We start from the raw sequence: 25,202 nt of genomic DNA on the forward strand, positions 1-25,202 counted from the left end.
CGAACGGCGGCCGAGGACGTCGCAGTGACGTCCCATGGCGCAAAGGGAGTGGTCATGATGATGGAGGACTGCAGACACCGAGGATCCTGGCCCTCGCTCGCGGCCGTCCTGGTTGCCCTCTCCTGCCTCCTGACCGCCTGCGGAGGCAGCGGCAGTGACTCGGAGGCGGACTCGGCACCGCCGCGCCCTTCTACCTCCCCGCCCACGACCGCGCCCCCAGCGAGCAGCTCCAGCACACCGAGCACCCCCGGCTCGCCCTCCCCGACGCGGCCGGCGGCGCCCCCGCCGTCGACCCCAGCTCCAAGCCCTCACCCCACAGCCCCCGCGCCCCCAGGATGCGTCACGGGATCCGCCACCATCACCCACGGCCTCGGAGATCCCTCCGTCCACACCCTGTGCGTGCGATCCGGCACGACAGTGACGGTGATCCTCAAGCCCCGGGCACAGGGCTCCTGGCCCCAGCCACGCAGCAACAACCCCATGCTGGCGCTGGTGACCTCGACCGCCACGGACAGCAACGGCGGCGCCCGGGTCACGGTGCGGGCCGCGCGCACCGGATCGGTGAGCATCACCTGGGGTACGCAGAGCGCGCCGGTGTTCACGCTGCGGCTGAGTGTGGCGGCGTATCCGGTGCAGTGAGCCGGACGCGCGGCGGCCGGTGCGCCCCCGCCTTGGGGTGCGCACCGGCCGCCGTATGCCGGAGTGCGTCGGATCAGTCCTTACGGCCCTTGAGGTGCCGTACGTCGAAGGACCAGATGCCGCGTCCGTGGGTGGCGGCGTACAGCTTGCCGTCGGGGCCGAGACGCAGCTGCATCACGGCCGTGGTGGGCAGTTTGTGGCCCAGGACCTGCCACTTGGTGGCGCCGGCGGGCCGGTAGAAGGTGGCCAGGTCGGTACCGAGGGCGAGGCCGCCGTTCGGCAGGAGCTTGACCGTGTCGGCCGGGACGTCGGGCAGGTTGGCCGAGATGTCCGACCAGTTCGCGCCGCCGTCCTTGGACTCGAAGACGTGGCCCACGCCCGCGCCCGGGCCCTCGGTGAAGCGGCGGGAGAAGCCGTTGATCGCCACGTAGACGTGCTGGGCGTTGGCCGGGTCGATCTCGAAGCCGGAGACGTAGCGGTTGGGGATGGTGCCGTCGACGGGCAGGTTCAGCTGGTGCCAGCCGGTGCCGTCGGCGTTGCCGACCGCGATGCCGCGGGTGAAGCCCTGGTTGTTGCAGGGGCCGCACCAGCCGACGTAGACCGTGCCTCCGGAGGACGCGACGGCGGTGGCCACATGGCCCTCGCCGAGGTCGTAGGCGTTGGTCCATTCCTTGCCGGAGCGGATCGCGAAGCCCTTCGTCTGCACCCAGACGTGGCGGCCGCCCGCGATCCAGGTGCTGGTGTTCTTGGCATCGGCGGTGATCGGGGCGATGAAGCGGGCGCCCGCGCCACCCAGGTCCTTGTCCGGCGGGGCGACCTCGTACTCGGTGGCCTTGGACGGGTCGGTGGTCCACGAGCCGTCGTTGACACCGCAGTTCTGGGTCACCCACAGGTCGAGGTAGACGTACTCGGCGGCGATGTTGCAGCCGTTGGCGGGGTCGGCGATGGTGTCGCCGCCGTCGCCGCCGAAGTTGGAGCCCATGACCTTGTCGTGGCCGCGCAGGATCGACTGACCGTTGTCCTGCAGGCCGCCGGTGACGGAGACGCCGCCGTTGTCGAGGTCCTTGCCGACGCCCACCGAGTAGTACTGCAGCGTGTCGATCGTGCCGTCGTTCAGCGACTGCCAGTCCTTGGCGTGCCCGCCGGAGTCGACCGCGCCGCTGAGCGGGCGGCGGTAGATGCCGCCGTCGTTGCCGACGTACGCCCAGCTCTTGCCCTTGTAGCTGCCGATCGCGACCGCGTGCTGGTCGGAGTGGGTGGTGGGCGAGCAGTCGCCGGTCTGCTTGGCCGGGTCGATGCTCCAGCAGGGGAAGGGGAAGTTCCAGTACGGGCCCGGGGTGATCCAGCTGTCCCCGCCGTTCTTGGTCTCGAAGACCTCTTCCAGGCCGAGGTAGACGTGGTCGGCGTTGGCCGGGTCGACCTGGAGGAACTGGTTGTACCAGGACTGGATGCCGGGCTGGTAGCCCGCGCCCTGCAGGGCGGAGCCGGACGCCTTCAGCTTGGTGTAGTCCGCGATCAGCGTCCACGGCCCGAACGGCGAACCGTTCTTCGACACGTACACGCCCTTGAGCCCGCTGTCCGGGTTGGCGGCCGTCTGCGCCGGCGACTGGTCGATGGCGTACAGACGCGAACCGTCGGCCGCCGCGCCGAACGTCACGTTGCCGACGTCGGCACTGCTGGTCGGCAGGTCACCGAGACCGGTGGCCGGCTTCCAGCTGCCGTCGCTCGCCTGCGCGTACAGGCCGTTGTAGGTGTCGCCGCCGCGCCAGCCGACCGCCAGGAGAACCTTGTTCGGGTCCTTCGGGTCGACGGCGATGTCGTTGGCGATGTTCTTGTACGGCGCGCTCGGGTCGTCCGCCTTCGAACCACCCGGCAGATAGTCGGGGTTCGGGGCGAACTCGTGCTTCCACGGTCCGGACAGGGTGGTCGTGGAGTGCGACCACACGCCGGTGCTGGTCGCCGCCCACACCTTGGTGCCGGCGAAGCGCAGCGCGTGGATGACGGTGGACTCCAGTTCGGCGCCGCCCACGCGGTCGCCGGGCTGGAACGTGCCGTGCTGCGGGTCCTTCAGGACGTACACGCCCGTGCCGACGAAGGACGTCGCCCCCGTGTTGGACTCGCCGGTGGCGTACCAGAGCCGCTTCTGACCGTCCAGGGAGAGGGTGCCCGTCGACAGGGAGGGCAGCTTGTCGGCGATCGGCTTCCAGTGCCCGCCGCCGGTGGTGGAGCGGAAGACGCCGCCGTTGGCGCCGCCCGCGTAGACGTATCCCTGGTCGTCGGCGGCGATGCCGGTGATCCGGCCGGTCACCTTGCCCGAGCCGCCGCTGGAGTTGGAGTTCACATCCCGGTAGCGGGAGTCGTCCGAGTTGTACGCCTTCTTCGTGACGTGGTCCCAGTCGCCGCCGGTGTGTTTCATCGACTGCAGCTGCTGCCAGGCCGCGCCGTAGGCACCGGGTGCGACCACACCGGGCGCGGTGCGGGCCTCGGTGAACTGGGCCGTGGACTCGGCGGAGTTCTCCGCCTCGTCGGCGCCGTCGTCATCGCCTTCGGCGGCGAAGGCCGATATTCCGTGACCGGCGTGCACCGCCTTGATGTGCTCCCGGCCTATCGCGGCCTGGTGGCGTGCCTGCCAGGGCCGGGGTCTCGTGTCAGCCGATGCGGCGAACGACTGGGTGCTTACCAGCCCGAACGCGGCGGCTACGACGGTGCAGGTTATGAACCGTCGCTGGTGTCTTGGGGGCAACATGCCCGCTCCTCCCTGCGACGGGCATATGGGGGTGTCCCGGCGCGGGAAGATCTTGGCGTGCCCATAACAGTCGCACAAAGGGCTCACAGGAAAAATGGCGGGGAGTTTACGTTTGCGGCCCGCATGGACACGAACTTCCCTTTACGTACGACTATTTGGGGCCGTAGATCGCGACATCATTCACATGTGCCGCGTGTTGCGTGGAAAAGGTCGAAGCCTGGCCTTTGCGGGCGAGCGTGAACGTGAGATCCCTCTTGCCGGGCAGCATCTTGTCGCGCGGAATGGTCACCGTGCCGGAGGGGCCGCTGAGGGGGAGATCCAGGCCGTACGAGCCGGAGGAGCCCAGCGTCAGATGCAGCCGGTATCCGTCGGACGCGGTGAAGTGCAGACCGGTGATCGCGTAGCCGACCGTGGCGGGGAGGGTGAGGGTCCCGCCGGAGCGCAGCGTGGTGATGCTGACGGCCGGGACGGTGGCGGTCCCCGAGGGGCCGGCCGTGCTCGGGGTCCCGGTGCTCGCAGTCGTGGGCGTTGGCGAGGGTGTCGCGCTCGTTGCCGACGTCACGGAGGGCGTGTGCGAGGGGCTCGGTCCGGCGGAGGACCCGTGGCCGGAGGAACAGCCGGCGAGCAGGAGCGCTGCGGCGAACACGATGGCCGTGGGCGGGAGTTGGCGGCGGGCAGACATCGGTGTCCTCCTTGTCCGGCCCGCGGGGTGCCGGACCACGGGTGGTGTTGTCGATTCGACGTGGGGATGGTGCCCGGCGTTCCGCTGCCGGGCACCATCCCCACGCTCCGAGGCGGGATCAGGCGCAGTTGTGCGTGTCGCTGGTGGCGGAGCCGACCATGACGTCGACGAGGCCGCCGGCGGCGGTGAGATGGACGGCGTTCACGGTCAGACCGAAGTCCGCACCGGGGACGGCCGACTGCTCATTGACCACGAGTTTGGCTCCGGCCCCGAGGTCGATGGTGCTGTTGGGGGCGGTGGGCACCTTGGTGGGCACCCCGGCGATGGTGAGAGTGAAGGTGGCGCTCCCGGTCGTCTTCTGGCAGGTGCTGGTGGAGGAGGCGGTCAGCCCGCTGATCCCGATCAGCGGCAGGCCCGGGATGCCGATGGAGGCGTCCTTCACGGTGGTGGTGGCCGTCGAGGTCCCCGGCGCCAGTGAGGTGACCACCTTCGGGCACAGCGCATGGGCGGTGATGACCACCGCATCGACGGATGCCGCGCAGGGGGTGCCGGTGGTCGATGCCTGGGCGGTGCGGATGGCGCCGGTGTCCGGGGTCGGCTTGAGGTCGAGCGAGGTCAGGAGCAGGTCGACCTTGCCGGTGATCCCGTAGGCGCGTCCGGTGTAGTACTCCAGCTTGAGCTGGGCGGTGGCGGTGGAGGGCAGATAGTAGGCGTCGCCGCCGAAGGATGCCGTCATCGGGACGGTCGCGGCGTCGTTGAGCGGCTGGTTCGCCTTGTCGATGGTGCAGGCCGCGTGTCCGGCGGAGTCGGTGGTGCCGGAGCAGGTCTGCTGGGACGTACCCGTGCCGAGCGCGAAGGAGACGGTGCGTCCGGCGATCGGAGCCGTGGCGTCCTCGGTGAGGGTGCCGGACAGATGCACCGGGGTCCCGTTCGCGATCTTGGCGGGACCGGTGTAGGCGAGTGCGGTCTCTTCCTTGGTGATGGTGAACGGCACCGTGGTGCTGCTCGGGGCGGTGGTGGCGTTCCCCGCGAAGCCGGCGGTGATCGTCGTTGCGCCGGGTACGTTCTGTGGGGTCAGCGAGCAACTCGCGGTCCCAGCGGCGTCGGTGGTGCCGGTGCAGCTCTGGCTGCCGAGGGTGAAGTCGACGTCCGCGCCTGCCACAGGGCTGCCGCCTGCGGTGAGTTGGGCGCTGGCGGTGAAGGCGTCGTGGTAGTCGGCGGTCGTCGGCCCCGTGTAGGTCAGCTTGCTCGCGGTGGGGGGCTTGGCCAGCTGGACGCGGGCCGTGTACATGTCGAAGCTGCTGTGGGCGCCCGCCGGATTGTCTCCGGTGCTGTTGGAGTTGTCCGCCCAGAACGGGTAGAAGCTGCCGTGCTCGTAGGCGAGCCCCGAGTAGTCGCCGTAGTCGATGCCGTTGTGCGCCTGCGCGGCGTTCGAGGTTCCGTCGCTGACGCGGTCGTTGGCGGCGAAGGCGGTTCCGTCGTCGCTGGTGGCGGCGTACAGCTGGGCGGTGTCGTTGGCCGAGCCGGCGTTGCGCGCGTCGTGCCAGGACACCGCGATCTTTCCGGATGTCTGGTCCAGGGCGATCTTCGGCAGGAACTGGCTGTTGGTGCCGGTGTCGTCGTTGACCCGGACCGGTGAGGTCCAGTGTGCTCCGGAGTCGTCGGAGTACTTCACGAAGATGTCGGTGTCCGCACTGGTGTTGGAGGGGGCGTCCGTATAGACGTAGTAGAGGCGTCCGTTGTGGGTGCCGCCGCTGCGGTCCCAGGCGAGCCCGGCCTCCGCGTCGATCGTGCGGGTGCTCTGCGCGGGGATCGGATAGAACGCGCCGATGTGCAGATCCACCGTCGTCGCCTCGGCCTGGAAGCCTCCGCCGCCCAGTCCGTCGGAGTCGAGCGCCGTGTACAGCTTGCCGGCCGCGCTGCCGCTCTGCGGGCGCTGGTACGTCACCATCACCGCCCCCGTCGGGCCGACCGCGATGTCGCCGTAGTCTCCCGACCCCGCCGTCTCGGTCGCCGAGAAGGCGCCGATCCCGGAGGCGCCGGAGCCGGTGACCTTGGCCCCGGCCGCAGTGATCGCGTTTGCGTGGGAGCCGTCGGTCCACACTGCCCACACGCTGCCGGCCCCGGTGGTGATGGTGGGCTGGTCGGCGGCGGTACCGCCCGCCAGGTTCGCCAGCAGGGAGAAGTTCTTGCCGCCGTCCGTGGACAGGGCGACGTGGATGCCGCCGGTGTCCGTGTTGTCGTCCAGGTAGATCAGGAAGAGGTTGCCGAAGGAGTCCCAGGACAGACTGGGGTCGCAGCACGCCTTGGGCAGACCGCCGGATGCCCGTCGGCGATGGTCCGGTGCGTCCAGGTCGCCCCGGAATCGGTGCTGTACGCGGCCGTCATGCCGGCTCCGGCTCCGTCACCGTTGTTGGACACCGCCGCAAGGTGGCTCGGGTCGGTCGGATCGACCGCGATGGCCCCCTCGGCCTGATTGCCCGCGCTGCGCGTGACGTTGACGACCGTGCCGACCGTTGCCGCCTCCGCGGGGCCGGCCAACAGAGTCGACAGTCCTGATCCACCGGCTAACAGGAGCAGGCTCGTTGTGAGTGCCGTACCAGCGCGTCTGATGGAGCCACGTCTCTTGCGCATGCGATCCCTCCCCGTCGGCGACGCCACTCGCCGTCGAATGGCATGGTCGCGACAATCGCGTCGCAGAGTCCGAGGCTAGGAACGCCGTGTGTGGTTACGGAAGGAGAGCAGCGGTGAACGTTCTGTGCGGCCTTGTCCGTTACCGGAACCGCCCGCATTCACTTCTTCGGCCCGGCGAGTCGCCTGTGCCAGGGCAATGGACAGCAGCCTCGCCGGGGAGCATTGCCGTGGTCTGGAACTACGGCCCTTCTACGGCTCTTCAGGACCGGGCAGTGGCCGGACGGGCGTCTGTGCATGCCGCAGCGCGGGCACGATGGCGGCGACAACGAGCGCCGCTGTGCCGGAGATCAGCAGGGCGAGGTGCCCGTCGTCGTTCCAGACAACCCCGTCCTCGTCGACGCGGTCGCCCTCGACTCGCCCTGAACGCTCCTGGCCTACCGAGACCTCATCGGCCATCCGGTCCACGCGACGGTCCCGGGACGGCGCCAGGCGGCATAGCTCGTCGGAGCCTCAGTGCCGTCGCCAGAGGCTGGGGCAATGTGCCGGGCGCCTGCGCGACCGCGACCAACGGTCCCGCAGGCGCCCGCAGGCAGCGTGTGATCAGCGGATGACGCGGTGCGGCTGGGCAGCCTGCAAGGCCGTCGCACGAGGCGCGACCGCGGCCGGCGCGACGGGACCGTAGCCGCCGCTGGTGAGCAGTACACCGCGGTACGCGTCGGTGGAGTCTTGCGACGCGTGGCGCGACAGGCCCGTAGCACCTGGTCACGTGGCCCAGGCCGCCCTGCGGACGGGGCTGAGCCCGGGAGAGGTAAGGCGCCGGCTCGAACGCTACGGCTTGGAAGTGGAGCCGTTCGCCTCCCGGAGCAGGTGGACCAGGTGTACGTCAACCGGCTCAGCCGGGACCACGACGGGCAGTGGCCGTGGGTCAGCTCCGTCGGGCCGCCGCCCTGGCAGCTGGTGGCGGCCCAGGGGTGGCTGAGCCTTACCGCCGACGATGTGCGGGCCGAGCGAGCCTCAGGTCAGCGACCCGGGGCTTGTTCATTGAGGGGCCGATGCTGCGGGGCGGGCACAAGCCCCTTGTAGAAGCGGGCACTTGACCGTCGGGGCCCTGCGTCAGAGCGGGAGGTCGTCGGGGAGTACCCGGAACGCCTTGTAACGGCCCAGTGGGCGTACGGCCCGGAAGTCTCGTCGGTCGAGGGTGAGAATCGCGTCCGTGTCGTAGTCGGCGGCAAGCGCCACGTTCACCGCATCGGCGAGGTCGAGGTCCAGCGCGTGGTAGCGGACACGGACGGACTGGGCGGCGCCCAGGTGGTCCTCCGTGATCTCCGGCAGGACGACACGACCCCGGCTCATCCAGCGCCGCAGGTCGTCGACCGCGCTGAGGGCGGCCTCCCTGCCGAGCTCACGCGTCGCCACGTGATCCAGTTCGGCCAGCAGGAGAGGGGACATGACCAGCAGGCCCGCCGCCATGATGGCCTCGTTCGCCGCCCGGTGCTCCGGGTGAGCCGAGTCCAGCGCTGCCAGAAGGCCGGACGTATCGGCGATGACAATGATCACGCAGCGGATCCGGAGCCCGAGCCGGTCTCACGCCGGACGGCCTCGGCGACCGTGTCGCGGACTTCCGACTTGGGCAGCGTACGCCCCGGCCCCTCGAAGGTGCGCGAGAACAGCGGCTCGTCCCAGACCCGGTTCGCCATGGCTGCGAGGTGGATGCCCTGGCGGATGATCTCGGCCTCGCTTATACCTCGGCGCTTGGCGGCCTCCTTGATGATCGCCAGGTCCTCGGGGTCCGCATAGACGTTCGTGCGCTTCATGGACATGTACCAAGAGTAGTCCATGTACCGGATTGATGTATGCGGAGGCCTCCCCATGCCGTGGGTGCCAGACTGTTTCTGGGGAGAGGGGTATGTCATGGGGTTCGGTTTCCGTGTCGGTGTGCCCGGGATGAGTGTGCGGGTCTCCACTCGAGGAGTGCGCACCTCGATCGGGCCCCGTGCGGCAAGGCTCAGCGTGGGCAGTGGCGGCGCCAGGATGTCGACCGGACTCGGCCCCTTCTACGCGTCGAGTTCCCTCGGCGGCAATCGACGGCGCACCAGTACGCGGCGTACGACACGCTCTCGTACGGTCGCCCCGTCGGCCGCGCAACTGGACCGGGCGCGCCGTCAGGCGGAACGGGCTCAGCAGGAGGCGGAGCGCGATGGCGCCATCGCTCAGTTGCGCGAGCTGAGGCGGCAGATGACCAGCGTTCATCTGGAGTCCTTCCCCACCGCGCATCCACCCCACGTTCACCGCGTCCGCGAGGTCGAGTTCCAGCGCGCGGCGGTGGACGCGGACAGACTGGGCGGCTCTCCTTCAGAACGCGGGGGAAGCCGCCGCCCGGCAGGGGACACCTGACCTCCACGGCGCAGCACCGTGCCCCGTCGGCGATGCCCGGTTCACCCGTTTCCGGTTGGCGATCACCGGCACCGGGCATCAGCACCGGGCAGGCCCGGCCGGACAGGACATCCCGCGGCCCGGCGAGCGGCCACGGCCATGGTGGTCGCGTGGCCCAGGAGGGGAAGTGATCCGCCATGCGTACGCATCGGCGTACCCATCGGCGTTCCGCACGAGTCGAGTACCTGCTGTCCGACGACGCCGAATCGGCGGGCAGGGCCCGCAAGTTGACCTCGCGGTTCCTCTCCCGGCCCGACCGCCGGACGGCGGGGCTCGACGCCGAGCACATCGGCGACGCGGCCCTCATCGTCTCCGAACTGGTCACCAACGCCACGCGGCACGGCGGCAGCTGCCGCCTGCGCCTGCACGTGTCCGACACCCAGCTGACCGTCGAGGTCTACGACGGCAGCCCCGGTCCGCCCCGCGTTCGGCCGCTGACGACGTGGGGTGAGAGCGGGCGCGGCCTCGCCATGGTGCGGTGCCTGGCACAGCGCTTCGACATCGATCCGGTCGACGGGGGCGGCAACAGAGTGCGCGCCGTGCTGGCCCTGGGACCGGCCTGACCCGGCCCGGGCGTCGCTCCTCGAACCGCTCCTGCCGTCCAGGCGTAGCCTGAACGTATCGAGGGCTTTTCGCGCAGCGCGACCGGCGGTGCCGTTCCCGGCGAGTGACGAAACGGGCAGCCGCCCTCGGCTCCCGGGACGGGACCACACGATGGACCCCAGAAGAACGCCTGCCGAGAACGTGCCCGCGGACGACGGGCACACCTACCGCATGCCCCTGCCCCGTCTGGCCCTCACCCCGGAAGTCAGCCACGGCCCTCTTGATGGAGCCTGGTGGCCGCGCTGCGACGCGCTTGAACTGGAACTGCCCTCACTGGTCGCCGCGTTGGAGCCGGACCGCTTCACCACGGTGGCCGTCACCGTGGACCCCGCTCAATGGCCCGAGGCACCGCACACGGTGATGGCACCCGGCCGAGTGATCACCGTGGAACCGACCCGATCCGCGGGCGAGGAGCATGTCATCACCCTCGACTGCGACACCGTCGGACGCTGGGTGCTCCTCGTCGTCCCGCCCCAGGAGCCCGCCGACGAAGCCTCCCGGCTGATGACCGCCGCGGCCGACCCCGAGCTCCACCTCGGCGCGAGCGCGCTCCTGACCCGCTGATTGGCAAATATCTGTCTCCTCGAAGAGAGAATTAGGCACGGGGGAGAAGGAATATTCCCCCATCCACCCGGCTGAGCGGAATTATTCGCGGCTGGCGGCCCGGTGCGCCGTGCTACTGTCGAGACAGGTTGCAGTTGTGGTTGCCAAAAGGGTTCATTTTCCGACGGGCTGATCATCGCGGCGACACGGAGGGCGCACAGGGCGCACTCCGAGCACCGTTTCCGAAGGAGAAATGACATGGCTACCGGCACTGTGAAGTGGTTCAACGCAGAAAAGGGCTTCGGCTTCATCGAGCAGGACGGCGGCGGCGCCGACGTCTTCGCCCACTACTCGAACATCGCCAGCCAGGGCTTCCGCGAGCTGCAGGAAGGCCAGAAGGTGTCGTTCGACATCGCGCAGGGCCAGAAGGGCCCGACCGCCGAGAACATCGTTTCGGCCTGACCACAGCACCGACGCATACTTCGCAGCTGGGGCCCGCACCTTGGGGTGCGGGCCCCAGCTCGCTGCATTTTCAGGGGTAATCTCCCCTGTCGCCTTCGGCTCGTTCTCGATATTCTCTGCGCGTTCACCGTGCTGCGGGAATTCCTTGATACGCGCCCGCATCGAGGAAGGTTCCACATGAACAGAGCACGCGTTTCGCGCGCTCAACGTACCGGTCGAACCGCACGCGCCACACGCCCTTACGACCGTTTCGAGGCCGCTGCCGCAAACCGCTCCGGCCCCTCGCGCCGTTCCCAGGGAGCCGGTGGCCGACCGGCCGCTCCCCGCGGCGATTTCGCGCTGCCCAGGACGATCGAGCCCGCATTGCCCGCCGTCGAGTCGTTCGCCGAACTCACGCTGCCGGCTCCGCTGTTGGCCGCGCTCGGCCATGAAGGCGTGACCGTGCCGTTCCCGATCCAGGCAGCGACCCTGCCGAACTCCCTGGCCGGCCGCGACGTACTCGGTCGCGGCCGCACGGGTTCCGGCAAGACCCTCGCCTTCGGCCTCCCGGTGCTGGCCCGTACGGCGGGACGGCGAGCCGAGCCGCGGCAGCCGCTGGCCCTCGTCCTGGTGCCCACCCGAGAGCTCGCCCAGCAGGTCACCGACGCGCTCACCCCGTACGCCCGCGCCGTACGGCTGCGGCTGACCACCGTGGTCGGCGGGATGTCGATCGGCAGGCAGGCGAACGCGGTGCGGGCCGGGGCCGAGGTCGTCGTCGCGACACCGGGGCGGCTGGCGGACCTCATCGACCGGGGTGACTGCCGGCTGAGCGAGGTCGCCGTCACCGTCCTGGACGAGGCGGACCAGATGACCGACATGGGGTTCATGCCCCAGGTCACCGCCCTGCTCGACCAGGTGCGTCCCGGAGGCCAGCGGATGCTTTTCTCGGCCACCCTCGACCGCAACGTCGACAAGCTGGTGCGCCGCTATCTGACCGACCCTGTGGTCCACTCCGTCGATCCGTCGGCGGGTGCCGTCACCACGATGGAGCACCACGTCCTCCATGTGCACGAGGCGGACAAGCACCGCGCGACCACCGAGATCGCCGCGCGCGACGGCCGGGTGATCATGTTCCTGGACACCAAGCACGCGGTGGACCGGCTGACCAAGCACCTCCTCGGCAGCGGTGTCCGCGCCGCCGCCCTGCACGGCGGCAGGTCCCAGCCGCAGCGCACCCGCACCCTCGCCCAGTTCAAGAACGGACAGGTGACGGCGCTGGTGGCGACCAATGTCGCGGCGCGCGGCATCCACGTCGACGACCTCGACCTGGTCGTCAACGTGGATCCGCCCGGCGACCACAAGGACTATCTGCACCGCGGCGGCCGCACGGCCCGCGCCGGCGCGTCCGGCAGCGTCGTCACCCTGGTGACGCCCGGCCAGCGTCGGGACATGAGCCGGCTGATGGCCTCGGCCGGCATCAACCCGACGATCACCGCGGTGCGTTCGGGCGAGGCGGAGCTGAGCCGCATCACCGGCGCCAAGGCCCCTTCCGGTGTCCCGGTCGTCATCCCCACGCCGACCGCAGAGCCGCCCCGGCGGGCCGCGTCCGGTGCGTCGGCCTCGGCCCGGGGCCAACGGGGGCGCAGCACTCGGGGCCGGTCCGCCGGGAAGCGCCGCGCGGCATGACAGGTCACCAGTCCGTCGCCGCTCGGCGACGGACTGCCTGCGCAAGGCCGTCGCGCTCAGAGAATCCGCCCGTACCGCAGGAGGCAGCTGTGACACCGCTTCAGACCGATCGAACCCCGGCCACTCCCGACCTCATGGCCCGGGTCGACCACCTGGACGCGATCGAGCTACGTGTGTTCGACGACATGACCGTCGAGGTGGCCCTGTCCGTCATGGCCGGTGCCGGTGTGGACCACCTGCTCCTGTGCGACGGGGACGACGAGCGCACCGGCTCGGTCACCCGGGCCGAACTCGCTGTGCACCGCGACAGTTCCGCCTACACGGACCACGTCCGGCTGCGGGACGTCCTCGGCGCACCGTGCCCGGTCGTCCGCCCCTCTTCCTTCTCCCTGTGAGGCATCATGCGCTGTGTCATCGCCCGCTACCCGTTCGAACTGACCAAGCCCGGAGTGCTGGACTCGATGGCGGGCGTCAAGCCCGAGATCGTCACCGGTGATTCCGTGACCATCGGCCGCCGCCGCTATCCCGTGATGCAGGTCGGTGAGGTCATCACCCGGCAGGACCGCCGCGACTTCACCAGCGGCGAGGTCATCCGGACCATGGCCCGCCTCGGCTTCACCTGCCACGCCCGTCCCGAGGCCGCGCCGCTCCTGGATACGGGTGCCCGTAACCCTTTCCAAGCCGCCTCGGAAGCGCTCGGGAGCCCCGGCGTCCAGGAAGCGTAATGCCGTACGGCGGACGGCGTTCGTCCGCTGCCCCGTCCAGGAAAGACACTGCGCAAGGCACCGCGCGGCAGTGGGCCACCCGAACTGTTCGACGAACGCCGGATGGTGGCGCGTCCGCGGCGAGCTGGACCTGGGCACCATGAAACCCCTACCCAGGGGTTGAAGTCGCCATGACCCGCCCATCACTTGGGCTGGGCCGGCGTCCTGTCACTGCCGCGTGCGCTGCGCCTGCACGTAGCACAGCCAGGGCCGCACCTCGCCCTGCCCGGTCACCTCCAAGCCCGCGTCCGCGATGAGCCCTTCCAGCAGGTCCACCCGGTTGTGGGCCATGGCGTGGCCCGCACCGCCGTGTACCAGATGGCGGCCGGCCCGGCTCTTCGGCGGCCGGAACTCCACGACCAGCAGCCGCCCGCCGGGGCGCAGGACGCGACGCATCTCGCGCAGCGCCGCGGGGCGGAGGTCCTCCGGGAGGTGGTGGAGCATCAGGCTGGTGACGACCGTGTCGAAGGCGGCGTCCGGCAGGTCGAGGGCCTCTGCGATGCCTCCCTGGTACGTGCAGGAGGCGCTGCCCGGGCGCTGCTTCTTGCGGCGGGCGTAGTCCAGAACCGGCGTCGAGGGGTCCACTCCGGTCACCGCTCCGTCCGGGCCGACCCGCGCGGCCATCCGCCGGGTCAGGTAGCCGGTGCCGCAGCCGACGTCGAGGACGCGGTGGCCCGGCTCGGCGCCGCTGAGTTCGGCGAGGCGGGTGAAGGCGCGGCTGCGGCGGCCGAAGAAGCAGACGTCGCCGAAGAGTTCGTACGCGCGCGGGGTTGCGATGGTCACGCCGGGGGTGTCCGGGTGCTGCTTGCCCTGCATGAGTTGTCCGAGGTTCATGGCCCTCTCCATAACTTAGTCACGACTAAGTACCACCCCTAACTTAGTCCCGACTAAGAAAAGCCGCAAGGGCCGCATACGATGGCTGTCGTGACCGAGCCCCGCCCCCGCACGCGCCACCGCCTGCCCGCCGCCGAGCGGCGCGCATCGATCCTGGCCGCGGCCACCGAGGTCTTCTCCGAGACCGGCTACCAGCGCGGCAAGGTCTCCGACATCGCCAAGAAGGTCGGGGTCAGCGAACCCGTGGTCTTCCAGAACTTCGGCTCCAAGGCCGCGTTGTACCGAGCGGCCCTGGACCACGTCACCGAGGCGGTCTCCGCGCTCCTGCACCATGCCGCCGACGCGGGCCGCCCGGTTCCCGAGGTGCTGGCGGCCTTCCTCGACCCGGCGCACATGGAGCGCTTCCACCAGCCCGGCGCGCACGGCTTCCTCTTCGCCGACGCCACCGCCCTGGCCCACGACCCGGACCTCGGTGAGGCCCTGCGCCAGGTGCACCAGCACTTCGCCGACACGCTCGCCGAGCTGATCCGCCGCGGTCAGACGGCCGGCGATGTGCGGGACGACCTCGACGCGCGCACCGCCGCCTGGTGGCTCGTCTCTCTCCTGGCCGGGCGCACCTTCCGCGCGAGCGTGGTCCCGGACCGGGACACCGTGGAGGCCGAGATGACGAAGATGGCATTGCGGGCGCTGCGGCCTGACGCCACTTGATGGCGGCCCCGACAGCCCAGTGGCCCTGGTAGCGACCAGGGCATCGTCCGAATCAGCAGGACGGAGCCCGTGGACCGGAAGGGGTGGTGAGGGGCCAGCTGCGGGTGCGTGCCGCTCTCGAGGACACCCACGCGGCGCCGCAGTTCATCCAGTTCGCGGGCTCCCGGTTCGAGAGCGGCTCGTCACCCGGGCCATGGACACCAGAAGATCCATGCGATGCCGCACACGCGAGCCGGGTGCGCCTGACGAGTGAACCGCAGGACGTGCGACCGGCGCGGTCCGATGATGCAATGGCATGGGGGACAGCCACGAGCTCAGAGGTGACGCCGTGAGCGACACATTCGATGAAGTCGACACGTCCGGCGAGATGGGACCGATCGACTATCTGGTCGTCGAGTTCCCCGGCAACCGAATGACCGGCGAGGGCCTCCCCCTCCTGGTCGATCTGGTGGACCGCGGCCTCATCCGGATCCTCGACCTGACGTTCATACGGAAGGACACCGACGGATCCGTGACCGTCCTGGAGATCGGAGATCTCACCGGCGACGGCAAACTCGACCTGGCCGTCTTCGAAGGAGCGTCCTCCGGGCTGCTGGGCCAGGACGACCTCGAAGAGGCAGCCGCCGCCCTGGAACCCGGCAACTCCGCCGGCGTACTGATCTACGAGAACCTCTGGGCCGCCCCGTTCGCCGCCGCCCTGCATCGCGGCGGTGCCGAGCTGGTCGCATCGGGAAGAATTCCCGCGTCGGTCGTTCTGGCCGCGCTCGACGCGGCCGAGAGCGCGCCCTGACGAGCAAGGGAAGCGAGAAGGGAGATCGACATGCCGGGACTCCTGAGAGGGGTGGCCCGCACGGCCGTCGTCGCCGGAACGGCGACCGCCGTGTCGAACCGTGTATCCCGCCGACAGCAGGGGCGATGGGCGTCCCAGCAGGAGTACCAGGCGCCCGCACCGCAGCCGGCGCCTCCTGCCGAGCCGTACGCTCCGCCGGCCGCCGACATGACCAGCAAGATCGAACAGCTGAAGCAGCTGGGCGACCTCAAGGCCCAGGGCATTCTCACCGATGCCGAGTTCGAGGACCAGAAGCGCAAGCTGCTGGGCTCCTGACCCGCTCCGCAGTGCGGCTGTGGATCCTGCATCTCGGCCGAGGGAAGACTTGCAGGCTGGGTGCAGGCGAGCGGGCGCGACACCTGCTTGAGGCGGACACGGCCGGTGCCTCACATCGCGAAGCCGGCTGCACATCCGCACCGGGAGTCCGGGCCACGCCCGGCGTGCCCCGGGAGTGTGCCCACCTTCAGCGCCGGCGGGAGCGCGTCATGTCACCCTTCACCCGCGCCGCGTCGGCCCCCTCAGCACCGCACAGCCACGCCGATCAGCGGCCCTGCGGCGGCGGCGAAACGGCTGTTGACCCCAGGAGTGGAGGGATCCCAGATGTGCCGCTGGATTGCCTATTCGGGCACCCCCGTCCTTCTCAGCCAGGTTCTGTTGGAGCCGGCCCACTCTTTGATCGACCAGAGTCTGCACTCCCGCATGGGGGTGGAGACAACGAACGGCGACGGCTTCGGTATCGGCTGGTACGCCCAGGACACGGCCGACACTCCGGCGATCGTGCGAGACGTGGGGCCGGCTTGGAACAACCGCAATCTGCGGGAGGTCGCCCAGCACGTTCGCTCGGATCTCTTCTTCGCCCATATCAGGGCGGCGACCGGGACAGCCGTGCAGCAGTCCAACTGCCACCCCTTCCGCAGCGGTCGCTGGATGTGGATGCACAACGGGATGATCAACGGATTCCGCCTCCTCCGGCGTGACCTCGCCCTGGCCGTCGATCCGGCGCTGTACCCCGACATCGAGGGGTCCACCGACTCCGAGCTCATGTTCTTCCTCGCCCTGACCTTCGGCCTGCCGGAGGATCCGCCCGGAGCGGTGGCACGCATGGCGGGCCTCGTCGAGAGAACGGGGCACGCGCACGGCGTCCGGCACCCGCTCCAGATGACCGTCGCGGTGGCCGACGGCGAGCGCATGTGGGCCTTCCGCTACTCCAGCGAAGGGCGCTCACGGTCGTTGTACTTCAGTACCAGGGTGGACACCCTGCGCGCACTCCACCCGGCCACGGAGTTCCTCCGGGACATCTCCGACGAGACCCGCCTCGTCGTGTCCGAGCCACTGGGCGACCTCCCCGGCGCCTGGAACGAGGTACCGGAGAACAGCTACGGCGTCATCCAGCCGGGCAATGACGTGATCGGCCCCTTCCGGCCCGACGTCCACGTCGGCTCGGTCCGGGGCTGACCGGCACGCCACTGCCGCGCGACCTCCGGCTCGGGGCCCATGTCTCCCCCGCCGCGGGTGAGGAACACGGCGCGTACTCGGGATGCGATGAGAGGAGCGGTGGAGCGTTCGCCGTTCACACTCCGGCCGGGCTCCACCGGAGGGAGTCGCCGGTGTCCAGAACCAGGACCGGGCCACCCACCACGGCCCGCAGTGCGCGCCGGGCCGAGCACCGGGCCCGCGCGGACTACACGGGCGGAGTCTACGGATCCCTGCTCGCGGCCTCCGTTGTGATCGGGGCCGGCTCCCTGGGCTCGTTCCCCCGTGCCGAGCTGGTGCTGCTGCTGTTGCTCACCGGCGTGGTGTTCTGGATCGCGCATGTGCATGCCCACCTGTTCGGGGCGCGCCTGGCGCAGCAGGCGCTGGACCGCCGGGTCGTGCTGGCCGTTTGCCTCGACGAGTGGCCGATCGTCAAAGCCGCCCTCCCTCCGGCGGCCGCGGTGGCCGTCAGCCCGCTCCTGGGCCTGGATGTGCGCGGTAGCCTCTGGCTGGCTCTCTGCGTCGCCGTGGCCGGTCAGGTGGGCTGGTCCGTGGCCGCAGCCCGGCGTGCCGGTGCTTCGCGGCGGCTTGTGGCCGCCACGGCGTCGGTCAACCTGGTGCTCGGCCTGCTGATCATTTCCTTCAAGATCGTTCTGAAGCACTGATCCGCCGCACAACCGGCCGTGCCGCCGGTCGCCGGTCGCTTCGAGGACGCGCGGGCCGCTCTGACCACGGTGGCCGGTGCTCCTGGCGGATGGTCCACCGTGCTCCCCCTGGGGAGTCGGAGACCCTGCACCTGGGGCCGGTTACCGGTGCGGTCCCGGCGTCTGCCGGAGGTCGCCCGGGTGGTGGCCCGCGGTCGGCGCGGTGGTACGGGGGAGAAAGGCGGCGGCGGTCAGACCGCCGAGCCCCACGACGGCGAGGACGGCCATCGCGACGGCGTAGGCGTTCTTCGACAGGCCGGCGACGAGGATGGTGCCGGCGATGGCGGTGCCGAAGGACGAGCCGAGATTGGAGACGCTGCGGGACAGGCCGGAGATCTCTCCCTGGCGCTGCTCCGGAAAGGCGGACTGGACGACATTGACGGAGGGAGTCAGCATCACGCCGAGCCCGAGGCCGATCAGCAGCAGGCCCGGGGCGAACGCCCACGGTCCGGAGGAGCCGGCGACGAGTGCGATCAGGACGCCGATCCCGGCGACGGCCAGTGCGAACCCGGTCATGATCAGTGAGCGCTGCGGCCATCGTTTCGCGAGGCGCTCGGCGGCGAGCGAGGAGGCGAGCAGGCCGAGGGTGGCCGCGGTGAAGATCACGCCCGTCTCGACGGCGTCGTAGCCGCGGACGACCTGCAGGAACGCGGCGACGGTGAACGAAGTACCCATGAGCAGCAGCCACTGGGCGTTCTGGGTGATCAGGCCGAGGTTGGACGCGCGGTTGCGGAACAGGCCGGTCGACAGCAGCGGTTCCCGCCCGGCCTTCTCCTCTCTGCGTGCCCACCACAGGAACCAGACCAGGACCAGTGCGCCGGCCGCCAGCAGCCCGGCCATCAGCCAGAGGTTGTTGTCGGCGGCGAGGATGCCCGTGACGATCAGCACGAGGCCGACCGCGGACAGCACGGCGCCGGGCGTGTCGAAGTGCCGGCCCGGATCGGGCGGCAACGGGTCTTCGAGCGAGAGGCTCAGGACGACGATCAGCACGATCACCAGGGCCTGGAAGACGAACGCCGCACGCCAGCTGATCGCCGAGGTGATCAGGCCGCCGATGAGCGGACCCGCCGCCGCGCCGACACCGCCGGCGGCCATGACGATGCCGAAAGCGCGTGCACGGGAGGTCAGGTCGGTGAAGAGCAGCGTGGCGAGGATGTAGACCGGCGGGATCAGCAGGGCGGTGCCCACGCCCTCGAGGATCGAGTTGCCGAGGATCAGCACGCCGAGCCCCGGCGACACCGCACTGAGCACGGCACCGATCCCGTACACGACGAGGCCGGTCAGGAAGCAGCGCCTACGGCCGAGGATGTCGGTCAACTTGCCGCCGGGGATCATCAGCGCGGCCATGACCAGCAGGAAGATCGTGATGGCGACCTGGACGCCCTGAACAGTCGTGTCGAGGTCGTGGCTGATGTCGTTGATCATCACGTTCATGTTCGACCCGGCGAAGCTGCAGATGAACTGCGCGAGGGCGAGCGGGACCAGGGCCCGTCGGCGGGAACCGGCCTGCGGCGGAAGGCGGAGGCCGACTGGTTGTCTCTGTGCGGTCATCGTCCCTGCACCCCTCGCGTCATGTCGTACGGTCGGCGGTCAACGGGCCGCGACTTCAGCCCGGTCGAGTTCCTCGTCGAGCGCGATCGCGGCGTCGATGAGGGCCAGGTGGGTGAACGCCTGGGGGAAGTTGCCGAGTTGCTCGCCGGACGGCCCGATCTCCTCGGCGAAGAGACCGACGTGGTTGGCGTAGGTGAGCATCTTGTCGAATGCGTAGCGGGCCTGGTCGATGCGGCCGGACTTGGCGAGGGCCTGGACGTAGAGGAAGCTGCACAGGTTGAAGGTGCCCTCGGAGCCCAGCAGCCCGTCGGGGGAGGCGGCCGGGTCGTAGCGGTAGACGAGGCTGTCGCTGACCAGTTCCTCGTCCATGGCGTCGAGGGTGGTCAGCCAGTCGGGATCGGTGGGGGCGAGGAACCCGACGCGCGGCATGAGCAGCAGGGAGGCGTCGAGGACGTCCGTGTCGTAGTGCTGGACAAAGGCGCTGCGCTTCTCGCTCCAGCCGCGGTCCACGATCTGGTGGAAGACCGTGTCGCGGACGGCCAGCCAGCGGCCGATGTCGGCGGGGCGTGAGTGGGCGGTGGCCAGCTGGACACCGCGGTCGAAGGCAACCCAGGTCATGAGTCGGCTGTAGGTGAAGTCATGGCGGCCTCCCCGGGTCTCCCAGATGCCCTCGTCGGGACGGTCCCAGTGGTCGGCCAGCCAGTCCAGGAGGCCGGCGAAGACCTTCCAGCCCCGGACGCCGCCGATGTCCGCGGACTGGGCGAGGGCGTAGGCGGCCTCACCGTAGATGTCGAGCTGGATCTGGTCGGCGGCCGCGTTTCCGGCCCTGACCGGTGCGGAACGGTGGTAGCCCTCCAGGTGGTCGAGGACCTCCTCGACCAGGCGGGGTTCGCCGTCGACGCGATACATGATCTGGAGCGGTTCGCCGGGGGCGGATGCGCCGGCATCGAGGCGTTCGCGCAGCCAGCGGCGGAAGGCGTTGGCCTCATCGGTGAAACCGAGGTCGATCAGCGCACGGACGGAGAGCGAAGCGTCCCGGATCCAGGTGTAGCGGTAGTCCCAGTTGCGTTCGCCGCCGATCTGCTCGGGCAGCCCCATCGTGGCGGCGGCGATCGGGGCGCCGGTGGGGGCGTAGGTGAGGAGTTTGAGGGTGATCGCGGAGCGTACGACCATCTCGTGCCAGCGGCCGCGATAGCGGCAGGAGCGCAGCCAGGTCAGCCAGAACGTGCGGCAGGCGTCGAAGGCCGCCACGATCGCCTCGGCGTCGGGAGCCGGGCCGCCGGGCCGCCCACTGCGGGTGGCGGCGTGGCCGCTCTCGCTGGTCAGGACGATCGCTGCCAGTTCGCCGGCGTGCAGGGTGAAGCGGGCGGTTACATCGCTGCCGTCCGGGTGGAGGTGGGCCGGGGCGGTGGCCTGCAGATGCAGGTCTGTGTCGGGACCGTGGAAGACGACGGACCCGTCGTCGAGGCGGTCCAGGGAGTGCGCGGCTCGGCCGTAGTCGAAGCGCGGCCGGCAGATCAGCTCGAACGGCAGGCTGCCGCGCACCACGCGGGCCACCCGGACCAAGCGGTGCAAGGCGGACGGGATCGTCGACGGGTCCGGCTCCATGAAGTCGACGACCTCTCCGACGCCGTCGGGGGCCATGTAGCGGGTCACCAGGACGGCGGTGTCGGCAAGGTAGAGCTGGCGGACGGTGACCCCGTCCCCGGCGTCGGCGGCCAGCCGGCAGTGGCCGCCGCGGTCGCTGTCGAGCAGGGAGGCGAACACGCTGGGAGAGTCGAACCTCGGGGTGCACCACCAGTCGACGGTGCCGTCGGCGGCGATCAGCGCCGCGGTCTGCAGGTCGCCGACCAGCCCGTGATCGGCGATCGGGGGGTAGTCGTCCATGGCTTCTCCTCGTGGTGCAGGGCACAGGCGTTTCCACCGCGGCTCGACCCGGACTGCAGGCTCGGGAGGCGGGGCGCCCTGAACGCCGGGGAGCCTGACGGCTTCCCCGGCCTGGCGTGCCCGGTCATCCATCCTGCGTCCCGCGCATCGGCCCCACAGCCTGGCGGGCGTGATCCGCGCGGCCGGCCCGCGCCGTCGGACACCACGAGATCACACATGCACCAGGCGGCGGGTCACCTGTACGGGGTGAGGTCGGGCCAGGCAGAGGGGTGGACGATCTCAGGGAAGGGCGCCGTCCGCCTGCCCCCACGCCGCCCGCGGGAGAACTGCCCATGCGCTACGAGATTCGCGTCGAGGGACACATGTCGGAAACGCTGACCAAAGCCTTCCCGGAGCTGGGCCACGTGGTGATGTCCGGCCAGACGGTCCTGTTCGGCCCGGTCGTGGACGAGGGGCACCTGTACGGACTGCTCGCCCGCTTCCAGTCGCTGGGACTGCGCGTCCTGGAGATGCGGCAACTGCCGGAGGATCAGGTCGACTGACAACCCCGGCACGAGAACAGCCGGAGTGGGGGCGCGGGCGTGTGCCCCGCCCATGTGCGGGTGCCGTCTGCCGCACGTCGTTCGGCAGAGCCCTCACCGGGTCGCCGTGGTAACAACGGGGCCCGCCCTGGGGCCGACGGCTCAGGCTCCTGCCCGGCGAACGCATCCACTTCTTCCCCATCGCCACGGTGGTGCGCCCCGATCACCCGCCGTGGGTGATCCGGCGGTCGGGTGGCACGCGGGACGCTGAGCAGCCAGGGGTTCCCCACGCACCGCCCCGTCGGCGATCCGGGAGCGACCGGCCGATCGCGCGAGGAGGAGCCATGACCATGTCGCGCGATCCGGCGTCGCCGGCCGAACCGGAACCCCCTGCCGACGGGGCGGCCCCCGCCCGGTGAGTGATGCCGCCGACGTACTGGCGCAATGGGGCCGCCCGTGGACCTGGATCCTGGGCTCAGCAGTCGCCTCCTTCGAGTGGTACCGGACAGCCGCCGTACCCCGGCGCGGCACGAAGACCGGCCCCTGATCCGAGCGCGGGAGCGCGTCGGCCGGGCGGACCGGACGGCCCGCGCGCTCACCCACGAAGGGTGAGGCACCGGGCCCTGGCCCGTGCGCACGCTGAAGCGAGCACGCAACGGCGGCCGGGCGAACGCCCGGGATGGAGGAGTGACATGAGCGCGCAGACGTACCTGGCGTACGACTACCCCATGCTGAGCGTCTTCTGGAGCATGCTCCTGTTCTTCCTGTGGATCATGTGGTTCGTCCTGTTCTTCCGCGTCGTCGTCGACATCTTCCGTGACGAGGACATGAACGGGTGGGCGAAGGCCGGCTGGCTGGTGTTCACCCTCGTCCTGCCCTTCCTGGGCGTCCTCGTCTACGTGATCGCCCGCGGCAAGAACATGGGCCGCCGAGAGATAGCGCAGGCCCGAGCACAGCAGGCAGCCTTCGATGCCCGCATCAGGGAGGCCGTGGCCGACGAGGGGCAGCGCAGCAGCGTCGAAGAGCTCGCCAGGCTGTCCGAGATCCGCGCTCGTGGCGACATCACGGACGAGGAGTTCAGCAAGGCGAAGGAGCTGGTCCTGACCGGCCACGGGCCGGCCAACGGCTCGGGCTCGGGCACCACCTCCTCCGCCTACGGACGCTGAGCACGCGCAGGGCGCCACGAAAACGGGTACGGGCATGACCGCGACGCACACACACCTCTGTGTCCTGGGCGGTGGTGTCAGCCGAGGCGCCACTGCTGGTTGGTGCCGCCGTTGCAGTCCCACAGTTCGACCGCTGCGCCGTTGGCGGTGGAGGCACCGGTCACATCCAGGCACAGGCCCGACTGGGCGCTGGTGACGGTGCCGTTGGAGTTGACGTTCCATTGCTGGTTGGTGCCGCCGTTGCAGTCCCATATCGCGACTTTGGCGCCGGCCGCGGTGCCGGCCGCGTCGAGGCACTTCGCGCCGCCGTAGACGGTGAGTTGCTTGCTCGCTGTGCGGGTCCAGGTCTGGTTGGTGCCGCCGTTGCAGTCCCAGAGCTGCGTCTGGGTTCCGTTGGTCTGCGAAAGGCGGGGCACGTCAAGGCACTTGCCGGAACCGGTGGCGTGGACCGGCCCCGTGGTGGTCCCGCCGGTCCCGCCGGAGCCGTCGAGTTCGAAGAAGGCGATGGCCCGGGCCGCCATTCCGCTCTGGGGCAGGGAGTGCCCGACACCCTGGATGCTGATCGCCTCGACCGGGGCCTGCGCTCCGGTGGAGCCGTAGCGGGTGCGGGTCCAGCCGGACTGCGGGGAGTCGGTGAGGACCGGAGTCTGGCTGACCCCGAGCACATTGGTCCACTGCTTGATCTCTTCACCGAAGTTCACGTAGTTCAGCGCTTCGTCCTCGGTGCCGTGCCACAGCTGCATCCGCGGTCGGGGGCCGGTGTATCCCGGATAGGCGCCCCGGACGAGGTCGCCCCACTCCTGCGGGGTCTTGGTGATCTTTCCGGTGGAGCAGTCGCTGTTCCAGCCGGAGCCGTCGGTGGTGGCGAAGCAGCCGAACGGCACGCCCATGAACGCCGCACCGGCCTTGAACAGGTCGGGGTAGTCGCCGAGCAGGACATTGGTCGTCATCGCGCCGGACGAGGCACCGGTGACGTAGACCCGGCCCGCGTCGGCGTTCATGTTCTGCACGGTGTAGCGGACCATCTGGGCGATGCTCGTGGGGTCACTGCCCCCGTCATGCCTGAGCGCCTGGGGCGAGGAGACGTCGAAGCACTGCCCGCTGACGTTCGCGTCCGGATAGACGACGATGAACCCGTACTGGTCGGCCAGGCGGGCGAACTCCGTGTTGGCGTAGAAGGTGGGCCCCGTGCCGGTGCAGTAGTGCACGGCCACCAGCACCGCCGGGCGTGCCGGAGCGCTGTCGGGCTTGTAGACGTACATCCGCAGGTTTCCGGGGTTGCTGCCGAAGTCGGTCACCTCGGTCAGTGACGCGGCCGACGCGGCGGTGGCCGAGGCGCCGGTCAGTAAGAGCGCTCCGATCAGCGGCGAGAACGCCATCAGCAAGGCCGCCAGTACACCCCTGCCACTTCCCTTTTTGGACTTCCTGGACATTGACGGCGTCCTTTCTGGAATCCGGCACGGCCGGAAGAGTGACGGATGGTGAAGCGCTTCGACGCTCCCATCGGCCCGGATACGACGTCAACACCTCGGGTGGAGTAAGGCCGTTCCCCTCATGCCTCGCGTTTTCCTCAGAGAGCTCTCACCGGCTTGAGCCATCAAGTGAAGCGCTTCGACACCGCGATTGAACGAGGAACGGTTTTCGATGAAATTCGGGCTTTTCGGCCTTATGTGCGCGTTCGCATGTATCCAAGCCTCTTGGCCACGAAATACCCAAGACCGAAGGTGCCGCCGAATGCGCTCACAGCGGTCATTGCCGTCACCTTGAGACCCACACCGACGAGGGCGAGCACCAGCTCGGAGACGAGTGTCACGCATGTCGACATGAGAAGGATGACTCCCATGGCGAACCTGCGGATTTCGACGTCTTCCGATTCCCCTTGAGGCGTTTTGCCTGCTGGAGGCGGCCTGGTTCCCCTTACAGGCGGCGTCTGGTTTTTCACACGACTGGCTCTCTGGTTCCGGGTGGCGCGCTGCTCGCCACTGGGTGCTTTGTCTCACGGTCGACTTGGGGTCGCACCCCGTGACACACAGGACTCTACACACTGTGTATACACGGGATGTATACGTCGAGCATCCCTCGGGCCGCCCCAAGGGCACCGTCCGCCCGAAGAGGCGGAGCCCGTCGTATCGGAACCGTGACAAACGCCCCTGCCCTGCATGGACGTACCCCGCGCCATGATCTAAACACTGCGCGTATACATGCCGCGTATACATGGTGTGTAGAGTGCCGGGCATGTCCATCGGTAACACCCTTCTGGGGCTCCTGGAGTCCGGGCCCCGCCACGGCTACGAGCTGAAGCGGGCCTTCGACGAGAAGTTCGGTCATGACCGGCCGCTGCACTACGGCCAGGTCTAC

Annotated in this window: 27 protein-coding genes and 1 pseudogene; 18 read left to right on the forward strand and 10 right to left on the reverse strand. The window is 69.9% G+C overall.

All coding sequences use genetic code 11. The features are described from left to right. Positions 1–399 precede the first annotated feature (399 nt). Entirely contained in the window at positions 400–639 is a 240-nt protein-coding gene (locus ABD355_RS40095) for a hypothetical protein (protein ID WP_344406097.1), read from the forward strand. Between the two features lie 73 nt (positions 640–712). On the opposite strand, the gene ABD355_RS40100 is transcribed toward ABD355_RS40095, so the two are convergent. The 4 genes from ABD355_RS40100 to ABD355_RS40115 form a co-directional block, all read right to left on the reverse strand. Next, positions 713–3,385 carry a WD40/YVTN/BNR-like repeat-containing protein gene (locus ABD355_RS40100; protein WP_344406098.1) on the reverse strand — a complete coding sequence of 891 codons (2,673 nt, stop codon included), beginning with the start codon at positions 3,383–3,385 and terminating at the stop codon, positions 713–715. Between the two features lie 151 nt (positions 3,386–3,536). Further along, the gene (locus tag ABD355_RS40105; protein ID WP_344406099.1) at positions 3,537–4,067 is read right to left on the reverse strand and encodes a hypothetical protein; all 531 of its coding nucleotides are present in this window, start codon (positions 4,065–4,067) and stop codon (positions 3,537–3,539) included. 118 nt (positions 4,068–4,185) lie between these two features. Further along, positions 4,186–6,171 (reverse strand): choice-of-anchor P family protein, encoded by a 1,986-nt coding sequence (locus tag ABD355_RS40110; protein ID WP_344406100.1) that lies wholly within the window; start codon positions 6,169–6,171, stop codon positions 4,186–4,188. 779 nt (positions 6,172–6,950) lie between these two features. Beyond that, positions 6,951–7,166, reverse strand: a complete 216-nt coding sequence (locus ABD355_RS40115) for a hypothetical protein (protein WP_344406101.1) — start codon at positions 7,164–7,166, stop codon at positions 6,951–6,953. A 253-nt stretch (positions 7,167–7,419) separates the two neighbouring features. Here ABD355_RS40115 and ABD355_RS44795 point away from each other — a divergent pair. Together ABD355_RS44795 and ABD355_RS44800 are read left to right on the forward strand one after the other, a co-directional pair. Further along, positions 7,420–7,527 (forward strand): annotated as a pseudogene (locus ABD355_RS44795) (wHTH domain-containing protein); the annotation flags it as partial. A 50-nt stretch (positions 7,528–7,577) separates the two neighbouring features. Next, positions 7,578–7,784, forward strand: coding sequence for a wHTH domain-containing protein (locus ABD355_RS44800; protein ID WP_425585842.1), 207 nt, complete (start codon positions 7,578–7,580; stop codon positions 7,782–7,784). A gap of 30 nt (positions 7,785–7,814) precedes the next feature. On the opposite strand, the gene ABD355_RS40120 is transcribed toward ABD355_RS44800, so the two are convergent. Both ABD355_RS40120 and ABD355_RS40125 read right to left on the reverse strand, forming a co-directional pair. Then, positions 7,815–8,258, reverse strand: a complete 444-nt coding sequence (locus tag ABD355_RS40120) for a PIN domain-containing protein (protein WP_344406104.1) — start codon at positions 8,256–8,258, stop codon at positions 7,815–7,817. Further along, entirely contained in the window at positions 8,255–8,521 is a 267-nt protein-coding gene (locus ABD355_RS40125; protein WP_030734427.1) for a ribbon-helix-helix domain-containing protein, read from the reverse strand. Before ABD355_RS40125 ends, ABD355_RS40120 begins: the two co-directional genes overlap by 4 nt. Before the next feature lie 211 nt (positions 8,522–8,732). Here ABD355_RS40125 and ABD355_RS40130 point away from each other — a divergent pair, with 211 nt between their 5' ends. From ABD355_RS40130 to ABD355_RS40160, 7 genes are all read left to right on the forward strand, one after another. Further along, positions 8,733–9,095, forward strand: coding sequence for a hypothetical protein (locus ABD355_RS40130; protein ID WP_344406105.1), 363 nt, complete (start codon positions 8,733–8,735; stop codon positions 9,093–9,095). A 176-nt stretch (positions 9,096–9,271) separates the two neighbouring features. Beyond that, entirely contained in the window at positions 9,272–9,697 is a 426-nt protein-coding gene (locus ABD355_RS40135; protein WP_344406106.1) for an ATP-binding protein, read from the forward strand. 151 nt (positions 9,698–9,848) lie between these two features. After that, positions 9,849–10,301, forward strand: coding sequence for a DUF5994 family protein (locus ABD355_RS40140; RefSeq protein WP_344406107.1), 453 nt, complete (start codon positions 9,849–9,851; stop codon positions 10,299–10,301). Positions 10,302–10,538: 237 nt separating this feature from the next. Beyond that, positions 10,539–10,742: a cold-shock protein gene (locus tag ABD355_RS40145; protein WP_344406108.1), complete on the forward strand. Its 204-nt coding sequence runs from the start codon at positions 10,539–10,541 to the stop codon at positions 10,740–10,742. 177 nt (positions 10,743–10,919) lie between these two features. After that, positions 10,920–12,407 carry a DEAD/DEAH box helicase gene (locus ABD355_RS40150; RefSeq protein WP_344406109.1) on the forward strand — a complete coding sequence of 496 codons (1,488 nt, stop codon included), beginning with the start codon at positions 10,920–10,922 and terminating at the stop codon, positions 12,405–12,407. 89 nt (positions 12,408–12,496) lie between these two features. Then, on the forward strand, positions 12,497–12,802 hold the full coding sequence (locus tag ABD355_RS40155; protein ID WP_425585843.1) for a CBS domain-containing protein: 306 nt from the start codon (positions 12,497–12,499) through the stop codon (positions 12,800–12,802). 6 nt (positions 12,803–12,808) lie between these two features. Continuing rightward, positions 12,809–13,132, forward strand: a complete 324-nt coding sequence (locus tag ABD355_RS40160; RefSeq protein WP_344406110.1) for an SCO5918 family protein — start codon at positions 12,809–12,811, stop codon at positions 13,130–13,132. Between the two features lie 207 nt (positions 13,133–13,339). On the opposite strand, the gene ABD355_RS40165 is transcribed toward ABD355_RS40160, so the two are convergent. Then, a complete protein-coding gene (locus ABD355_RS40165; RefSeq protein WP_344406112.1) occupies positions 13,340–14,005 on the reverse strand; it encodes a class I SAM-dependent methyltransferase in 666 nt (221 codons plus the stop codon). Positions 14,006–14,095: 90 nt separating this feature from the next. On the opposite strand from ABD355_RS40165, the gene ABD355_RS40170 reads away from it, so the two are divergent. The 5 genes from ABD355_RS40170 (at position 14,096) to ABD355_RS40190 (ending at position 17,680) form a co-directional block, all read left to right on the forward strand. Further along, entirely contained in the window at positions 14,096–14,713 is a 618-nt protein-coding gene (locus tag ABD355_RS40170) for a TetR/AcrR family transcriptional regulator (protein WP_344406113.1), read from the forward strand. A gap of 367 nt (positions 14,714–15,080) precedes the next feature. Then, positions 15,081–15,503, forward strand: a complete 423-nt coding sequence (locus tag ABD355_RS40175; RefSeq protein WP_344406136.1) for a DUF6325 family protein — start codon at positions 15,081–15,083, stop codon at positions 15,501–15,503. Positions 15,504–15,533: 30 nt separating this feature from the next. Next, on the forward strand, positions 15,534–15,818 hold the full coding sequence (locus tag ABD355_RS40180; protein WP_344406114.1) for an SHOCT domain-containing protein: 285 nt from the start codon (positions 15,534–15,536) through the stop codon (positions 15,816–15,818). Positions 15,819–16,142: 324 nt separating this feature from the next. Next, positions 16,143–16,997, forward strand: a complete 855-nt coding sequence (locus tag ABD355_RS40185) for a class II glutamine amidotransferase (protein ID WP_344406115.1) — start codon at positions 16,143–16,145, stop codon at positions 16,995–16,997. A gap of 152 nt (positions 16,998–17,149) precedes the next feature. After that, positions 17,150–17,680 carry a hypothetical protein gene (locus tag ABD355_RS40190; RefSeq protein ID WP_344406116.1) on the forward strand — a complete coding sequence of 177 codons (531 nt, stop codon included), beginning with the start codon at positions 17,150–17,152 and terminating at the stop codon, positions 17,678–17,680. A 141-nt stretch (positions 17,681–17,821) separates the two neighbouring features. Here the strand turns inward: ABD355_RS40190 and ABD355_RS40195 are convergent, their stop codons facing one another. Beyond that, on the reverse strand, positions 17,822–19,270 hold the full coding sequence (locus ABD355_RS40195) for an MFS transporter (RefSeq protein ID WP_344406117.1): 1,449 nt from the start codon (positions 19,268–19,270) through the stop codon (positions 17,822–17,824). 39 nt (positions 19,271–19,309) lie between these two features. Next, complete coding sequence (locus ABD355_RS40200) at positions 19,310–21,157, reverse strand: glycoside hydrolase family 15 protein (RefSeq protein WP_344406119.1); 1,848 nt, start codon at positions 21,155–21,157, stop codon at positions 19,310–19,312. Positions 21,158–21,489: 332 nt separating this feature from the next. Between ABD355_RS40200 and ABD355_RS40205 the strand changes: the two genes are divergently transcribed. Both ABD355_RS40205 and ABD355_RS40210 read left to right on the forward strand, forming a co-directional pair. Further along, positions 21,490–21,699 carry a hypothetical protein gene (locus ABD355_RS40205; RefSeq protein ID WP_344406120.1) on the forward strand — a complete coding sequence of 70 codons (210 nt, stop codon included), beginning with the start codon at positions 21,490–21,492 and terminating at the stop codon, positions 21,697–21,699. A gap of 671 nt (positions 21,700–22,370) precedes the next feature. Further along, entirely contained in the window at positions 22,371–22,844 is a 474-nt protein-coding gene (locus tag ABD355_RS40210) for an SHOCT domain-containing protein (protein WP_344406121.1), read from the forward strand. 77 nt (positions 22,845–22,921) lie between these two features. Here the strand turns inward: ABD355_RS40210 and ABD355_RS40215 are convergent, their stop codons facing one another. Next, positions 22,922–24,277, reverse strand: a complete 1,356-nt coding sequence (locus ABD355_RS40215) for an extracellular catalytic domain type 1 short-chain-length polyhydroxyalkanoate depolymerase (protein ID WP_344406122.1) — start codon at positions 24,275–24,277, stop codon at positions 22,922–22,924. An 802-nt stretch (positions 24,278–25,079) separates the two neighbouring features. Between ABD355_RS40215 and ABD355_RS40220 the strand changes: the two genes are divergently transcribed. After that, on the forward strand, positions 25,080–25,202 hold a 123-nt coding region (locus ABD355_RS40220), incomplete at its 3' end, for a PadR family transcriptional regulator (protein WP_344406138.1).

The sequence above is a fragment of the Streptomyces longisporus genome (assembly GCF_039532765.1).
GTDB lineage: Bacteria > Actinomycetota > Actinomycetes > Streptomycetales > Streptomycetaceae > Streptomyces > Streptomyces longisporus.

Excerpts from the sequence above, each read along its gene's own strand:
- ABD355_RS40100 (WP_344406098.1), bottom strand. The coding sequence starts at position 3,385 with ATGTTGCCCCCAAGACACCAGCGACGGTTCATAACCTGCACCGTCGTA.
- ABD355_RS40105 (WP_344406099.1), bottom strand. The coding sequence starts at position 4,067 with ATGTCTGCCCGCCGCCAACTCCCGCCCACGGCCATCGTGTTCGCCGCA.
- ABD355_RS40125 (WP_030734427.1), bottom strand. The coding sequence starts at position 8,521 with ATGTCCATGAAGCGCACGAACGTCTATGCGGACCCCGAGGACCTGGCG.
- ABD355_RS40130 (WP_344406105.1), top strand. The coding sequence starts at position 8,733 with ATGTCGACCGGACTCGGCCCCTTCTACGCGTCGAGTTCCCTCGGCGGC.
- ABD355_RS40135 (WP_344406106.1), top strand. The coding sequence starts at position 9,272 with ATGCGTACGCATCGGCGTACCCATCGGCGTTCCGCACGAGTCGAGTAC.
- ABD355_RS40140 (WP_344406107.1), top strand. The coding sequence starts at position 9,849 with ATGGACCCCAGAAGAACGCCTGCCGAGAACGTGCCCGCGGACGACGGG.
- ABD355_RS40145 (WP_344406108.1), top strand. The coding sequence starts at position 10,539 with ATGGCTACCGGCACTGTGAAGTGGTTCAACGCAGAAAAGGGCTTCGGC.
- ABD355_RS40150 (WP_344406109.1), top strand. The coding sequence starts at position 10,920 with ATGAACAGAGCACGCGTTTCGCGCGCTCAACGTACCGGTCGAACCGCA.
- ABD355_RS40160 (WP_344406110.1), top strand. The coding sequence starts at position 12,809 with ATGCGCTGTGTCATCGCCCGCTACCCGTTCGAACTGACCAAGCCCGGA.
- ABD355_RS40165 (WP_344406112.1), bottom strand. The coding sequence starts at position 14,005 with ATGAACCTCGGACAACTCATGCAGGGCAAGCAGCACCCGGACACCCCC.
- ABD355_RS40175 (WP_344406136.1), top strand. The coding sequence starts at position 15,081 with ATGGGACCGATCGACTATCTGGTCGTCGAGTTCCCCGGCAACCGAATG.
- ABD355_RS40180 (WP_344406114.1), top strand. The coding sequence starts at position 15,534 with ATGCCGGGACTCCTGAGAGGGGTGGCCCGCACGGCCGTCGTCGCCGGA.
- ABD355_RS40185 (WP_344406115.1), top strand. The coding sequence starts at position 16,143 with ATGTGCCGCTGGATTGCCTATTCGGGCACCCCCGTCCTTCTCAGCCAG.
- ABD355_RS40195 (WP_344406117.1), bottom strand. The coding sequence starts at position 19,270 with ATGACCGCACAGAGACAACCAGTCGGCCTCCGCCTTCCGCCGCAGGCC.
- ABD355_RS40200 (WP_344406119.1), bottom strand. The coding sequence starts at position 21,157 with ATGGACGACTACCCCCCGATCGCCGATCACGGGCTGGTCGGCGACCTG.
- ABD355_RS40205 (WP_344406120.1), top strand. The coding sequence starts at position 21,490 with ATGCGCTACGAGATTCGCGTCGAGGGACACATGTCGGAAACGCTGACC.
- ABD355_RS40210 (WP_344406121.1), top strand. The coding sequence starts at position 22,371 with ATGAGCGCGCAGACGTACCTGGCGTACGACTACCCCATGCTGAGCGTC.
- ABD355_RS40215 (WP_344406122.1), bottom strand. The coding sequence starts at position 24,277 with ATGTCCAGGAAGTCCAAAAAGGGAAGTGGCAGGGGTGTACTGGCGGCC.